12 protein-coding genes and 1 pseudogene are annotated in these 14,363 nt (G+C 66.2%); 5 read left to right on the top strand and 8 right to left on the bottom strand.

Translation table 11 applies throughout. From position 1 onward, the window contains the following. Positions 1 to 641 (bottom strand): annotated as a pseudogene (locus V3572_RS13730) (hypothetical protein); the annotation flags it as partial. Positions 642 to 933: 292 nt separating this feature from the next. Here V3572_RS13730 and V3572_RS13725 point away from each other — a divergent pair. Then, a complete protein-coding gene (locus V3572_RS13725) occupies positions 934 to 1,869 on the top strand; it encodes a hypothetical protein (protein WP_332111581.1) in 936 nt (311 codons plus the stop codon). Positions 1,870 to 1,969: 100 nt separating this feature from the next. Here the strand turns inward: V3572_RS13725 and rlmD are convergent, their stop codons facing one another. Next, complete coding sequence (gene rlmD, locus V3572_RS13720) at positions 1,970 to 3,340, bottom strand: 23S rRNA (uracil(1939)-C(5))-methyltransferase RlmD (RefSeq protein ID WP_332111580.1); 1,371 nt, start codon at positions 3,338 to 3,340, stop codon at positions 1,970 to 1,972. A gap of 176 nt (positions 3,341 to 3,516) precedes the next feature. Here rlmD and V3572_RS13715 point away from each other — a divergent pair, with 176 nt between their 5' ends. Both V3572_RS13715 and V3572_RS13710 read left to right on the top strand, forming a co-directional pair. Next, the gene (locus V3572_RS13715) at positions 3,517 to 5,274 is read left to right on the top strand and encodes a sensor histidine kinase (RefSeq protein WP_332111579.1); all 1,758 of its coding nucleotides are present in this window, start codon (positions 3,517 to 3,519) and stop codon (positions 5,272 to 5,274) included. A gap of 95 nt (positions 5,275 to 5,369) precedes the next feature. Then, the gene (locus V3572_RS13710) at positions 5,370 to 6,737 is read left to right on the top strand and encodes a class I SAM-dependent methyltransferase (protein WP_332111578.1); all 1,368 of its coding nucleotides are present in this window, start codon (positions 5,370 to 5,372) and stop codon (positions 6,735 to 6,737) included. 82 nt (positions 6,738 to 6,819) lie between these two features. On the opposite strand, the gene V3572_RS13705 is transcribed toward V3572_RS13710, so the two are convergent. From V3572_RS13705 to V3572_RS13680, 6 genes are all read right to left on the bottom strand, one after another. Then, positions 6,820 to 8,088, bottom strand: coding sequence for an ABC transporter permease (locus V3572_RS13705; RefSeq protein WP_332111577.1), 1,269 nt, complete (start codon positions 8,086 to 8,088; stop codon positions 6,820 to 6,822). Continuing rightward, positions 8,069 to 8,791, bottom strand: a complete 723-nt coding sequence (locus V3572_RS13700; RefSeq protein ID WP_332111576.1) for an ABC transporter ATP-binding protein — start codon at positions 8,789 to 8,791, stop codon at positions 8,069 to 8,071. The genes V3572_RS13705 and V3572_RS13700 overlap by 20 nt, the downstream gene beginning before the upstream one ends. Positions 8,792 to 8,805: 14 nt before the next feature. Further along, entirely contained in the window at positions 8,806 to 10,116 is a 1,311-nt protein-coding gene (locus V3572_RS13695) for an efflux RND transporter periplasmic adaptor subunit (protein ID WP_332111575.1), read from the bottom strand. Positions 10,117 to 10,254: 138 nt separating this feature from the next. After that, positions 10,255 to 10,704 (bottom strand): type II toxin-antitoxin system VapC family toxin, encoded by a 450-nt coding sequence (locus V3572_RS13690; RefSeq protein ID WP_332111574.1) that lies wholly within the window; start codon positions 10,702 to 10,704, stop codon positions 10,255 to 10,257. Beyond that, on the bottom strand, positions 10,676 to 10,918 hold the full coding sequence (locus V3572_RS13685; RefSeq protein ID WP_332111573.1) for an AbrB/MazE/SpoVT family DNA-binding domain-containing protein: 243 nt from the start codon (positions 10,916 to 10,918) through the stop codon (positions 10,676 to 10,678). The genes V3572_RS13690 and V3572_RS13685 overlap by 29 nt, the downstream gene beginning before the upstream one ends. Before the next feature lie 66 nt (positions 10,919 to 10,984). Next, entirely contained in the window at positions 10,985 to 12,352 is a 1,368-nt protein-coding gene (locus V3572_RS13680) for a phosphomannomutase/phosphoglucomutase (RefSeq protein WP_332111572.1), read from the bottom strand. Positions 12,353 to 12,449: 97 nt separating this feature from the next. Here V3572_RS13680 and hflK point away from each other — a divergent pair, with 97 nt between their 5' ends. Then, entirely contained in the window at positions 12,450 to 13,550 is a 1,101-nt protein-coding gene (gene hflK, locus V3572_RS13675) for an FtsH protease activity modulator HflK (RefSeq protein ID WP_332111571.1), read from the top strand. Between the two features lies 1 nt (position 13,551). Further along, a partial coding sequence (hflC, locus tag V3572_RS13670) for a protease modulator HflC (RefSeq protein WP_332111570.1) occupies positions 13,552 to 14,363 on the top strand: 812 nt, incomplete at its 3' end.

The following is a 14,363-nucleotide window of genomic DNA, read 5'->3' as shown; positions in this document are numbered from 1 at the left end:
ACGAAGTCGTTGTCGTCGCTGGCCGTGAGCACGATGATCTTGGCATTCGGGTCGACCGCAGACACCGGGGCCGGGGCGGACAGACCCGCCGCAGCCAGTTCGGCGGCCGGGCTTGGCGGCGTGGGTTCCTGATTTTTTTGCGCCGGGGGAGGCGTGGGCGCGGCCGAAGCGGCGGCCTGGACGGCCTGGGCCGTCTGGCCGGGCGGGGTGGCCGGGAAGGGACGCCCGACATCGGACGACGGCGCGGGTTGTCCCTTGCCGTTTTGAGCGGAGGAGGCTGCGGATTTGCCGGGAGGCGCGTACGGCGCGGCGTTTTTTTCGCCCGGCCCGGCAGCCGCCTTTGATGCGGCGGCATGGTTGGCGGCCATGGGCTGTCCGGCCCAGGGCGGCGGCGCATCCTGGACGGACGCGGCCCCGGCCGCGCCGGTGCGGGAGCGCAACAGCAGGGCCAGCTCGTCAAGCTTGGTCCGCACCTCGCCCCAGTTCTTGTCGCCCTCGGCCTGCTTGGACTCCAGGGCCTGGACCTCGCCCTGGATCTTGACCAGGGCCGCCTCGATGTTTTGCAGGCGAAAATCCGTGCTGGACTGGGCGATGGGACCGGTGGTCCGGCACCCGGCGAAAGACAGAACCACAAGCGCCAAAAAACACCCTCTTCCCCATGCCGCCGGGAGCGGCCGGGGCAAGAGCCTGCGCAACACGCCGAAAGGTGGTATTTTCGCCCTTTTTCCCATATCTTATTGCACGGATAAGCGACATGGGGAAAATTGGCAAGCCGCATTCCCCGCCCGGCGGCATTTCCGCGTGCGGCGGATTTTCCCGCCGTTGCCGATGCGTCTTGCATCACCGCCCGATTTAGGGCAAGAAAACCGGCGCAAGGCCGGTAGTTGCGGCGCCGCCGCACCTCGCACACGACTCAAATGGAGAGCGCATCGCATGCCCCTGCCTGTCGGAGATGTCGCCTTTTACGTCACGGTGATCCTACTCGCCCCCCACCTGGCCCTGGCCCTGGCTGCGGCCGGCATGCCCCTGGTCAGCGCCTCGGGCGGCTTTTTCAAGACCAAGCGGATAAAAATCTTTCTGGACAAGTTCGGCCAGCAGACCACCACCTTCGCCCTGCTCGGCGGCGGATACGTCTTTTTGCTGACCATCCTGGCCGCCGCTTCCCTGCCCTTCGCCGCCCCGGAAAGCGCCGCGTTCTTCCTTGCCTGGCCCCTGCCCGTGATCCCCCTGACGGCCCCGCTTCTTCTCGGCGCGATCCTTTTTCTGGTCTACCGGGGCCTGTGGCAGGGCATGAAAAACAGCAAATCCGTCCATTCCCTCATCGGCATCGCCTCGGGACTGGCCTTTTTCGCCGCGCTCTACGCCCTGGTCTCGACCTTCCGGCTTTTTTCCCTGCATACCCCCCTGCCCCTGTCGGGCTGGGATTTTTTCGTGCCGCCCCAAAACGCCTTTTTCTGGCCCATCCTGCTGGAAACCCTGACCCTGGCCCTGTGTCTGGCCGGGGGCTGCGGCGGACTGTATCTGGTGGCCCGGCGCAACAAGGACGACTTCGGCCGGGACTATTACGGATTCACCCTGAAGCTGGCCGCCCGCTGGGCCCTTTTCGCAGGGCTTGTGCATCTGGCCGCCCTGGGGCACATTTATAACGGCCTGTGGCCCTTCGCGGCGGTCCACGCCGCCACGGACATGCTTTTTTGGAGCATGGCCGCCTCCCTGGCCCTGTGGGCCCTGGCCCTGGCCCTGTGGGGCGTCACCTCGTTTAGTTCCTACGCCCTGCGCATGAAATGGGCTCTGGTCGCGGCGGTGGGTTTGGCCGTGGCCGCCCTGGCCTGCCAAAGCGCCTTTTTCTGGCCCCTGTTCTTCGGATAGCCCCGGACCATCCCTCCGGAACATCCCCGGCCGCACCGGCCCCCGGGCCAACGGCGGCCGGGACGCCTTCGCCCGGCCGCCTCGTTCCGCCCCCGCCGCCTTATTTCCGGGTTGAGGGCGCGTCCGCGCGCACCAGTCCCAGCACGCATTCGATGTGCGGGCCGTGGGGGAACATGTCCACCGGGGTGACGACATCCATCCGGTAGTCGCCCAAAAGCGCGGCCGCGTCCCGGGCCAGGGTGGAGGGATTGCAGGAGACGTAGATCACGCGCCCCGGCCGCAACAGCCGCAGGGCGGCCAGCACCTCGGGATGGGTTCCGGACCTGGGCGGGTCCAGGAAAACCACGTCGGGCTTTTTGATCCGCAGCGACTCCAGGCTTTGGCGCACGTCGCCCTTGACGAATTCACAATTGACCAGCCCGTTTTCCCCGGCTGAGGCCTTGGCGTCGCGGATGCTCATGGCCGAGGAGTCCACGCCGATGACCTGTTTGGCCCGGGCCGCCGCATACAGGGCGATGCCCCCCGAACCGCAATACAGATCCCACACGGTCTGCGTCCCGGTGAGCCCGGCGGCGGCCATGGCCGTGTCGTAGAGCTTCTGCGCGCCCAGGGAGTTGGTCTGGAAAAAGGAGTCCGGGGAAATGCGAAACACGGTCTTCCCCAACCGCTCTTCGATAAACCCCTGGCCTGTGGCCGATTCGATGCGCTCCCCCACGGCCAGGGCGACCTTGGCCTGCCGGGTGGAATGTACGAAGGTGGTCAGGTCCGGGAAGGCCGCCGCCAGATGATCCGAAAGGCCTTGCGCGGCCTTGGCCGCATCGCCCCGGGGCGAGGTGATGAGCTGGACCATGGTCTGGCCTGTGGCCTGGGCCTCGCGGATGATCAGGTGCCGCCACAGGCCCTTGCCGGTTTTGTGGTCGTAGGCGGGCTGGCCGAACGTCCGGCAGTAGTCCCGGACGGCATTGAGCATGGCCGCGCCTTTTTTGGATAAAAGCCCGCATCCGGTCACGTCGCACACCCGCCCCGGGGCGTTTCGCTCATAAAGCCCCAGATGCAGGGACCCGGCAAAGGCGAATTCCATCTTGTTGCGATAGTGGCGGGTCACAGGCGAAGGAACGGTGGCGGCCACGGTCACGTCGGCGATCCCGGCCAGGTGGCGCAGGCTCTCGGCCACCTGCTCGCGCTTCCAGAAAAGCTGCTCGGCATAGTCCAGATCCTGCCACGAACAGCCGCCGCATTGGCCGAAATGCTTGCAAAACGGCTCGACCTGCTTGGGGGAGGGGGTCAGCACCTCCAGAAGCCGGGCCTCGGCGAATCCCTTGCGCACGGTGTTCACCTCGGCCCGCACCGTCTGGCCGGGCAACGCCCGGTCGCAAAAAACCACGAATCCGTCCACCCGGGCCAACCCCTTGCCGCCAAAGGCCAGCTTGGACACCTCGATATCGATGATGCTTCCTTTTTCCATGTGCATGCGTGTCGTCTCCCTGAGACGGGGGGTATCCGGGCCGGACGCCCTTGGCAAGGGAAAGCGCGCGCACGCGGCAGGCGGACCAGGCCGCACCCTTTGGAACAGAGGCCGACGTTGTTGCGTCATCGGGCGATTCCGGGTACTTGGAAGAGACCCGGACCAAGACCGGCAGGGAGACCATGACCCGAAAATTTCTGGCTGCCGCCATAGCCCTGTTCGTCATTCTGACGTCGGTGGTGGCCTTCATGGGCTGGCGGGCCAAAAACGAGATCGAACAGGTCGTCACGGACCAGTTCAACGGGCAGCAGTTGCTCCTGGCTGAGAAGATCGCCGCCGACATCGACGAGCACTTCACTTTCCTCAAAACCAGCCTGCACAGTCTTTCCGACATCTGGCGGCAATCCCCGGCCGACGCCGCGCACCCGTATGCGGCCATCCCGCCTTTCTTTCAGATGCTCAAGCACTGGAAGGTGCTGGCCATGGGCTTTGCCCGCGGCGACACCGGACCTGCGAAGTGGTTCGACGGCCGCGGGGAGCTTGAGGGAGACGCCGGCATCGATCCGGCCCAGGCCCTGGCCTTCGCCCGCGACCCGGCCCGGGCCGGATCGGCCTTTACCGGCCGGGTGACGGTCCCGGACACGGGGCCTTTCGCCGGAAAGCGGGTGGTGGTCATGGCCGTGGGGGTTTCCGGCCAGGACGGCGACCCGGCCGTCTCCGGGGCCATCCTCCTTGTCCTGGACGCCATGGCCGTGGCCCGGGAATACGCCCAGGGGGTGCGATCCGGGGCCACAGGCTACGCCTGGGTGGTGGACGACCAGGGATTTTTCCTGGACCACTACGAGGACCGCTTTGTGGGCCAGCATTCCATCGAGGCGAGGCGCGAGCGCAATCCGTCCCTGGACTGGTCGCGCATCGAGAGCCTGCTGCGCGATCGCATCCTCACGGGCCAGACGGGGACGGACTGGTACATGTCCGGGTGGCACCGGGGGGTCATCTCGGAGATGAAGAAGCTGGCGGCGTTTTGTCCGGCGCACCCCTCCGGCACGGACGACCCGGACAACATCTGGGGGGTCTGTCTGGCCGCCCCGGTGACCGAGGTGCAGGGGCTCATCGGACGGCTGGTGGTGCGGGAATGGCTGTTGGTCGGGCTTTTCGAGGCCGTGGTGTTTTTCGGGTTCGTTGTGGCCATGTATTTTTCCATGCGCTTCTCCCGAATGCTCGGCACGGAGGTCGAACGCAAGAAGGAGGAACTGGTCAAGGCCCAGGAAAAGCTCATTCGCTCGGAGCGTTTTGCGGCCATCGGCCAGGCGGCGGCCCACATCTCCCACGAGATCAAAAATCCGCTCATGCTCATGGCCGGTTTCGCCAGGCAGGTCCGCAAGCGCCTGCCCGAAGGCGACAAGGACGTGGAGAAGCTGAAAATCATCGAGCAGGAGGCCGGGCGCCTGGAAAACCTGCTGGTCGAGGTGCGCGACTTCAGCCGCCCGGCGCCGCCGCATATCGATTTCGGGGATATCAACACCACCGTGGAGGAGACGGCGAAGATGATGGCCGAAGGCCTCAAGGCCCGCCAGGTCACGGTGCGCACAGAGACGCTGCCGGGCATCCCGGCCGTGCCCCACGACCCCAACCGGGTGCGTCAGGTGCTCATCAACCTGATGAAAAACGCGGCCGAGGCCATGCCGGGCGGCGGCGAGATACGGGTCACCACGGATTTCGCGGACGGTTTCGCCGTGCTGCGCGTGTCCGACACCGGGGGCGGCATCCCGCCGGACGTGGCCGGGCGCATCTTCGAGCCCTTCTGCACCACCAAGGAAAGCGGCACGGGGCTGGGGCTGGCCGTGTGCCAGCGCATCGTCGAGGACCACAAGGGCGAAATCGCCTATGCCTCCTCGCCGGGCAAGGGGACCACGTTCACGGTGAAGCTGCCGGTGTGATCCGGCGTGCCCCCTGGCGGCGGCGGACCCGGCCGGTGACGTTTTAGCCCCCCCTGGGACGCCGCCGGGAAAGGCCCATAAACCGAGGCGCCACCATGATCGCCTGGAAGAACGAACCCGGCCGCACGGCCTGCTGTCCGGCCTGCGGCGCGCGGGACCACCAGACCCTTTTGCTCGACGTGACCAGCCCGCTTACGGGCGACACCCTCTCCCTGTACACCTGCTCGGGCTGCGGCAGCCATTTCTACGATCCCTTCGTCCCCTTTGAAAGCGACAACCTCTATACCGACCGGCACATCCAGTACTACGTCGAGGTCGGCGCAGGCATCGGCAGCATCCTGCAACCCCTGGTCTCCCTGCGCCTTGCGCCGGGTTCCCGACGCTTCCTGGAGGTGGGCTGCGGTTTCGGCTTCGCCCTGGATTTCGCCACCCATGTCCTGGGCTGGTCGGCCGTGGGCGTGGAGCCCTCCCGCATGGGCGCGGCCGGAAAGGCCGCCCTGGGGGCGGCCATCTCCAACGACTACCTGGAAAACATCCCGGCCTTGAAGGCTGCCCGCCTTGACGTGGTCTTCACTTCCGAGGTGTTGGAGCATGTTGGAGATCCAGCCGCCTTTGTGGAGATGCTGGCCTCCCGGCTGGCCCCGGGCGGGGTGCTGATCCTGGGCACGCCCAACGCCGAGATGGTCAGCCCCGGGACGAACGCCGCCTCCCTGATGGGAATTTTATCCCCGCATTTCCACACGGTCCTTTTCTCGGAAAAGGGCCTGCGCCAGCTTCTCGACCGCTTCGCCTTCGAGCATGTGCATGTGGGGCGCTCGGGGCACCAGCTCATCGCCCACGCCTCGCACCGCCCCTTTCGGCTGGAGCCTCTGCCGCGCCGCGACCCCCTGGTCATCCTCAAATATATGATGGACGCCGCCGGACGCCTGGCCGGACAGGGCGCGGTGATGATCGGCTTTTTATACCGGGCCATGATCGGGGCGACGAACCTGGGGCTTTTCCCCCTGGGCGCAAGCATCGGTCCCAGCCTGCGCCGGGCCGTCTCGGCCGCCTACGGCCTGGACCTGGACGACCTAGCGGCCGTGGCGGCGCGGCTTAAGGCGACGACGGACTTCGAGGATCTGGGGGGAAGGCTGCCCTACTGCCTGTTCGGCATCTACTACGGTCTGGGCATGGCGGCCCTGCACGTCGAGAAGAACCCGGCCCGGGCCATCGGCTGTTTCGATCTGGGGTTTACGGCCTGCCAGCGGTTTCTGGACATCTCCCTGGAGAATTTCCCCGAGGCGGCCCACCTCCTGTGGAGCATGCGCCTGCAGGGCGGCGTGGCCCGGATCAAGGCCGGGGACGCGGCCGGGGCGCGGCGGGCGTTCGAGGAGATTTGCGCGGCCGAAACCGACCCGTCGCCCTACCGGGGGATCGCGCCGCCGCCGCATGTCCTGGAGCAGGCCCGGGCCATGGGCTGACCCGGCCGGGGGCTACGCGGACAGCCTGCGCCGCGGCAGGGGCTGTGGACGGCGCCCGTGACGCGGTCCACAACGCCGCCTCCTAGCCCTCCCCGCCCCCGCGCAGGGCCTCGATGGGGTCCAGCGAAGCGGCCTTGCGGGCGGGTTTGAGCCCGAAAAGCAGCGCGATGGCGATGGCCGCCGCCAGCGACAGGAGGGGGATTTTCGGCGTCAACACGAGCTTGAGCAGCCCCAGGCTGGAGAGGATCTCCCCAAGCCCGATGCCGATGCCGATGCCGAAGACCGCCCCGACCACCGTCAGCACGCAGGCCTCGCACAAAAACTGCACCGTCACCGCCCACCCCGGCGCGCCAAGCGCCTTGCGCAGCCCGATCTCCTCCCGCCGTTCGCTCACGCTCAAATACATGAGGTTGGCCAGCACGAACCCGCCCACCAGGATGGCCACCCCGGCCGTGACGCCCAGAAAGACGGTCATGCCGCCGGTCACCGCCGACAAAAACTTCAAGATGTCCGCCGCCGAAAGCAGGGAAAAGTCGTCGGGTTCGCCAGGACCGATGCCGTGCTGATGCCGCAACAGGGATTTCAGATTCTCCAGATGGGCGTCCATGAGCGACGGGTCGTGGAACTTGACCCGAAGCCCCCGGAAATACTTGCGGTCCATGTTGAAACGCTGGGTCAGGGTGGTGATGGGCATGATGATCCGGTCGTCCACCGAGGTGTCCCCGCCGCCGCCCGTGAATCCCCGGTAGGCCAGCCGCCCCACCACCTGCACCGGCAAATCCTGGACCAGGATGGTCTTGCCCAGGGGGGAGGCGTCGCCGAAAAGGGCCTTGGCCGGGGCGTCGCCGATGAGGCAGACCTTGGCCGACCGCTCGATGTCCTCAAGCGTCAGATCCCGGCCCTCGTCCAGGGGCCAGTCCCAGGTGTCGGCATAGTTTTCCGTGGCCCCCACGACCACCGGGACCACCACGTTTTTGGCCTCGTGCCGCAAGACCACCGAGGGTTTGGAACGCATGGGGACCACGGCCATGACCCCGGGCAGGGAACGGCCGATGGCCCGGGAGTCGTCCCAGGTCAGGGTCAGGACGCGCTGGCCCACGGGGCGGTTCTCGATGTCCCCGCCAAGGACCATCACCGCATTGGGGCCGAACCACTCCACGATTTCCAGGGCTTTTTGCCGCGCCCCGTCCACCGAGGCCACGATGACCGTCAGCGCCGCAATGCCCAGAGCCACGGCGCTGGCCACGAAGACGCCGCGCAGCTTCTGGGCCAGGATGGCCGTCACGGCCATGCCCAGGCAGCGCCAGGTCAGGCGCGCCGCATGCGCGGCCTCAGACCACCCGGCCGTCATGGACCAGTATCCTGCGCCGGGCATGGGCCGCCGTGGCGTCGTCGTGGGTGACCACCAGCACGGTTTTCCCGGCCCGGGCGTTGATGTCCGCCAGAAGGGCCATGATCTCCTCGCCGGTCTTGGAATCGAGCTGGCCCGTGGGCTCGTCGGCCAGGATCAGGTCGGGATTGTTGATGAGCGCCCGGGCCAGGGCCACCCGCTGCTGCTGGCCGCCCGAGAGTTGCGAGGGCTTGTGCCCGGCCCGGTCGGCCAGGCCCACCTGGTCGAGCAGGGCCAGGCCGCGCTGGCGCAGGGCGTGTTTGGGGATGTCGGCGTACATGCCGGGCAAAAGCACGTTGTCCAGGGCCGTGGCGTAGGGGATGAGGTAGAAACTTTGAAAGACGAAGCCGATGGTAGCGTTGCGCCGGGCGGACAGGGCGTCGTCGTCCAGGCTGGCCACGTTTTCGCCGCACAAGAAATAGTTTCCCGACGTGGGCCGGTCGAGAAGCCCCAGGATGTGCAAAAGCGTGGACTTGCCCGACCCCGACGGCCCCTGGATGGCCGTGAACTCCCCGGTGGCGATGGTCAGGGTCACGTCGCGAAGGACGTGCGAACGCACGTCGCCCAAAAGATAGCTCTTGGAAATGTCCTCCAGGCGCACCACCGGCCCGGCGGCCGCCCCGGGGGGCGCTACGGACGCGGGAAGGGAGGGGGAATCGGCCATGGCTGTCCCCCCGCCTACCGGCCCGGCCCGGAACCGCCGGGGCGTCCCCCGGCCCCGCCGGAACCGCCCGAACCGCCGCCGCCCTGGCCGGACCCGGCCGCCGGACGCGGGGTTCCCGGCAACACGATCTGCACCGCCACCTTGTCCCCGGCCGCCAGGCCGCCGACCACCTCGGTCTCGTTTAAGCCGGCCAGCCCCAGTTCGGGATGCGTCTCGCGCACCCGGCCCCTGTCCTCCACCACGAACACCACCTGGGTGTTGCCCACCCACTTGAGCGCCGCGTTGGGAATGACCAGCACGTCTGTTTTCTCCTTGACCACGATCTGACAGTGGGTGGTCATCTCCGGCCGAAGCTTCCGGGACTGGACCGGGTCCAGGCGCACCAGGGCCTGGTAATAGACGATGTTGTCGCGAATCTCCGGGGAGGGATAGATCTGGTCCACGGCCCCGGTGAAAAGCTCCCCGGGCATGGAGTCCACGCGAAACTCCACGCGCATGCCCGGCGCCACCTGGCCCACGTCGGTCTCGTCCACGTAGATCCACATCTCCAGCCTCGTGGGGTCGAGCACGGTGATCAGGTTGGCCACCTGAAGCCCGGCCACCACGGTCTCGCCCTGCTGCACGGTGACGACGGACACCACGCCGTCGATGGGACTTATGACCCGCGAATAGGTGAGCTTGGTCTCGGCCGTGACCAGGGCGGCCTCGGCCTCCTCTTTTGAGCGTTCAGCCTTGATGCGCTCCTTCTCGAATTCGGTCTTGGTGCGCGAGAGCGTGACCTCCCGGGCGGCCAGCTCGTTTTTGGCCACCAGGGCGTCGCGCCGGGCCTGGTCCAGGACGTCCCGGGACACCAGCTCCTGGGCGAAAAGCTTTTGCTGGCGCGTGAGGTTGGTGGCGGCGTAGTCGTGTTTGGCCTGGGACAGGGCCAGTTCGGCCTCGGCCTCGGCGATGCGTTTGGGATAGACCTCGACCACCTGCTTGCGCTCGGCCTCGGCGCGGGCCAGACGGGCCGTGGCCTCGTTTTGGCGGGAGCGGTCCTCCCGGGAGTCCACCAGGGCGATGACCTGCCCGGCGCGCACCGTATCCCCCACCTTGACCCGCATGTCCTCGATGGTTCCCGTGGCCCGGGCCCCTATTTTGATGATGGCCCCCACCTGGGCCTTGATGATGCCGGTGGCCTCCAAGACCTTGCGGACCTTGCCGGTGCGGACCTCGGCCTCGGCCAGAACCTTGGGGGCCTTGTCCTGGCCGCCGAAATATTTCCAGGCCGCGAACGCGGCCGCCAGACACAGGACGATGATGATCCAGAATTTTTTGCTGCGCATGCGGTCTGTCCGTAGTGTGGGGGAGCGCGGGACTATGTGCCTGCCGCGCCGCTCAGGCTGAAAACGTCATGCCGGTATGTTTCAAGGATGCGATGATTCGCCCCGGATGTAAAGGGAGGGGAACGCGGCCTAGAGACGTCACCGGGGCGATTGGGCAACGCTTGGATCAAAAACCGTCAGTCCATGGAAATAATCGCGATAAAACCCCCTGTCCCGGGTGATGAGCCTGTGGGCATGTCTGCGGGCGTGCGCACCGATAAGAAGGTCGGCAACGACGTGGCGTGGTGTTGCGACGTCGTTTGCTGCACGCCTCGCGCACAGCGTTTTCCAGGCTATTCCCGCCCCGTGCAGCGCCGCATGATCGGACGGGACGTAGGCGATGGATCCGGCCTCGAGAAATCCACGAAGCGCCGCTATCGAGGGAAAATGGGCGGAGAGTTCGGCAAAGACCATCTCGCCGATGAGTAACGAGCCTTCCTTTGCGGCGGATTCCAGGCAGTCCAGGGATGCGAGGGCAAACCGGGAATGCGGGATGAGCACGTCGAGCAAGACGTTGGTGTCAATCGCCGAGAGGATCACTGCCACCACGCATCTCCGTCACAAGGGCATCAGGCTCCCGGCCCTCAAGATGTCCAAGGAATCCGAGATAGTCGCGCAGGTTCGCCTTGGAGCGAAAGATTTTTTCCACGAGGATCGTTTCTCCGCTCACGCGGAACCGAACGCCGTCCCCCGGGCGCAAACGCAGTTTGCGGCGGACAACGAGCGGCAACGTGATTTGCCCATCCTGTGTCATGCGAGACATGGCGGTCCCTTGGGGGGCTTCCCCGTGTTTCTTCTTTATTTAATGCGCATACGCGGGCAAGGCAAGTCAGCCAGTCGCCTCGCGTATCCACCCCGCCAGGGGCGCCTCCACCAGACGGCGGATCTCGGCCAGCCGGGCCGGGGTCTCGGCCTCGAAGCGCAAAACCAGCGCGGGCTGGGTGTTGGAGGCCCGCACAAGCGCCCAACCGTCGGGAAAAACCAGCCGCACCCCGTCCACGTCGATGATCTCGGCCGTGCCCCGGAAATGGGCCATGGCCCGCGCGACCACCGCGAACTTCGCCGCGTCCGGGCAGTCCACGCGAAGTTCCGGGGTGCTGGCCGTCTGCGGCCAGTCGGCCAGCATCTCCGACACCGGCCCGGCCGAGCGGCTGACGATCCCGGCCAGACGCAGGGCCGCATACGTGGCGTCGTCAAAGCCGTAATAGCGGTCCGCAAAAAACAGGTGCCCGCTCATCTCCCCGGCCAGAAGCGCCCCTGTGCGCCGCATGGCCTCCTTCATGAGCGAATGCCCGGCCGCGCCCATGACCGACACGCCGCCGTGGGCCGCGATGTCCTTGTACAGCAGGTGGCTGCACTTGACCTCGCCGATGACCGTGGCCCCGGGATGTTCGGCCAGCACCTCCCGGGCGAAAAGCGCCAGGAGCCGGTCCCCGAAAAGCAGGGTTCCCTTTTCGTCCACCACCCCCAGCCGGTCGCCATCCCCATCCAGGCCCAGGCCGAAATCCGCGCCCACCTGGCGAACCTTCGCCGCCAGTTGCCGCGTGTTTTTCTCCACCACCGGATCGGGATGATGGTTGGGAAACGTCCCGTCGGGTTCGCAAAAAAGCGGCGTGACCTCGGCCCCGGCCCGGCGCAATGCGGCGACGGCGAGCGGCCCTGCCGCGCCGTTGCCGCCGTCCACGACTATCGACACCGGCCGGGTCAGGCGGATATCCCGGGTGACGCGCTCCAGGTAGGCGGGCGCGATGTCGTGCTCCGACAAAAGGCCCCGGCCGTTTGCGAAATCCCCGGCGGCCATGATCCGGAAGATGGCCGTTATCTCCTCCGTGTGGAGGGTGCCCTCCCCGGCCCAGATCTTGAAACCGTTGAACTGCGGTGGGTTGTGGCTGGCCGTGACCATGACCCCGGCCCGTTTCCCAAGGTGTTTCACCGCAAAATACAAAACCGGCGTGGGAACCATGTGGACGGCGATGACGTCCACGCCCGTCGACAGCAGCCCGGCCGCAATCCTGGCCGCGTATTCCGGGGAGCTTTCCCGGCAGTCCCGGCCGACCACGGCGCACGAAAGCCCCTTGCGGCGAAAATACGTGCCCACGGCCTGCCCCAGGCGCGAAACCCACTGGGGGTCGAAATCCTCCCCCACCACGCCGCGAATGTCGTAGGCCCGAAAAACCCCCGCCCGGATGTCCTTCACGACGCCTCCCTCATCTCTTTTTGAAACCAATTTCCCGAAATAAAAGGAAATCGAACTTTCCTTGACCTAATCCACGTTCTTCCCTATCCAAAGAAGTATGAATTGGGATTGGGAAAAGCTCCAGGAGCAAAAACGTCGGCAAGGGCCCCCGCCTCCGGACTTCGGTCGCATCGGAGACGAATTCAAACGACTTGTGGATTTCAAAAGCCGCATCCCCGGCGGGCCCAAGATCATCGCCCTGGCCGTGGCCGTCTTGTGGCTGGCCAGCGGCATCTACATCGTGGAGCCCGACGAGACAGGCGTGGTGCAGCGCTTCGGGGCCTACGCCTATTCCACGGGGCCTGGGCCGCATTATCATTTACCCTACCCCATCGAGACCGTCCAGACGCCTAAGGTCTCCCAGGTGCGACGCGTCGAGGTCGGTTTCCGGACCGTGGGAACCCGCGAGGGGCAGGGACAGCAGTTCCGCGACGTCCCCGAGGAATCGCTTATGCTCACCGGAGATGAGAACATCGTGGACGTGCAGTTCATCGTCCAATACCAGATCAACGACCCCATCAACTACCTGTTTCGCCTGGACAACCCGGACGAGACCCTGAAAAACGCCGCCGAGGCGGCCATGCGCGAGGTCATCGGCAACGACAAGATCGACTCCGCCCTGACCGACGGCAAGGTGGAGATCCAGATCGCCTCCATGGCCCTTTTGCAACGCATGATGGACAAATACGAAAGCGGCATCGACGTGGTGGCCGTGCAGCTCCAGGACGTGCATCCCCCGCGCGACGTCATCGACGCCTTCAAGGACGTGGCCAGCGCCCGGGAGGACCGGGTCCGGCTGGTCAATGAGGCCGAGGCCTACCGCAACGACATCCTGCCCAAGGCCCGGGGGCTGGCTGCGGCCATGGAGAACCAGGCCGAGGCCTACAAGGACCAATCCGTGCTCAAGGCCAGGGGCGAGGCCTCCCGGTTCGCCGCCCTGGCCGCCGAATACGCCAAGGCCCCGGAGATCACCCGGGAACGCCTGTACCTGGAAAACATGGAGACGATCCTGAAAAATCCGGCCATGGACAAGATCATCCTCTCCGACGAGGCCCTCAAACAGGCCGTGCCGTACCTGCCCCTGGAGGCGGGGTCGCGCCGCGCGCCGCGTTCCGAGGCCGAGGCCGGGAAAACCGTGCGCCAGGAGGGAGGGAACTGATATGTCGAAAACCTCCATCATCCTGATCGTCGTGGCCGTGGTCGCGGTTGTGGGCATAAGCCAAAGCATGTTCGTCGTGGACGAGACCGAGCGGGCCATTGTGCTGCAACTGGGCAAACCCGTGAGCGACACCAAGGAACCGGGACTGCATTTCAAGCTGCCCTTCGTGCAAAATGTGCTCTTTTTTGACTCACGGATTCTGGACTACGGAACGAAGGCCGCCGAGATCCTGACCAAGGACAAAAAGACCATGGTCGTGGATAACTATTCCCGGTGGCGGATCACCGATCCCCTGCTTTTCTACCGCACCCTGCGCACCCAGCAGCGGGCCCAGGCCAGGCTTGAAGACATCATTTACGCCGAACTGCGCGTGGTGCTCGGACGGTTCACTCTGCACGAACTGGTTTCGGAAAAGCGCCCGGAGATCATGGCCCTGGTCACGGCCAAGACCAACGAACTGCTGTCTCCCTACGGCCTGGAGGTAGTGGACGTCCGCATCAAGCGCACGGATTTGCCTCCCCAGAACGAGCAGGCCATCTTCAACCGCATGCGCTCGGAGCGCATCCGGGAGGCCAAGCTGTACCGCTCCGAAGGCCAGGAGGAGATGGACAAGATCAAGTCCGCCGCCGACCGGGAGCGCACGGTGATCCTGGCCGAGGCCCAGCGCAAGGCCGATGTGTTGCGCGGCGAGGGCGACGCCGAGGCTGCCGGGATCTTTGCCGAGGCCCTCAAGGGCGCCCCGGCGTTTTATTCCTTTGTGCGCAGCCTGGAGGCCTACCGGGCCGCGACAGCGGAAAACACCCGGATGATCCT

The organism is Desulfolutivibrio sp., assembly GCF_036584575.1.
Classification (GTDB): Bacteria; Desulfobacterota; Desulfovibrionia; order Desulfovibrionales; family Desulfovibrionaceae; genus Desulfolutivibrio.
The sequence above is the reverse complement of the archived record's forward strand: the minus strand, read 5'-3'. Positions and strand labels throughout refer to the sequence as shown.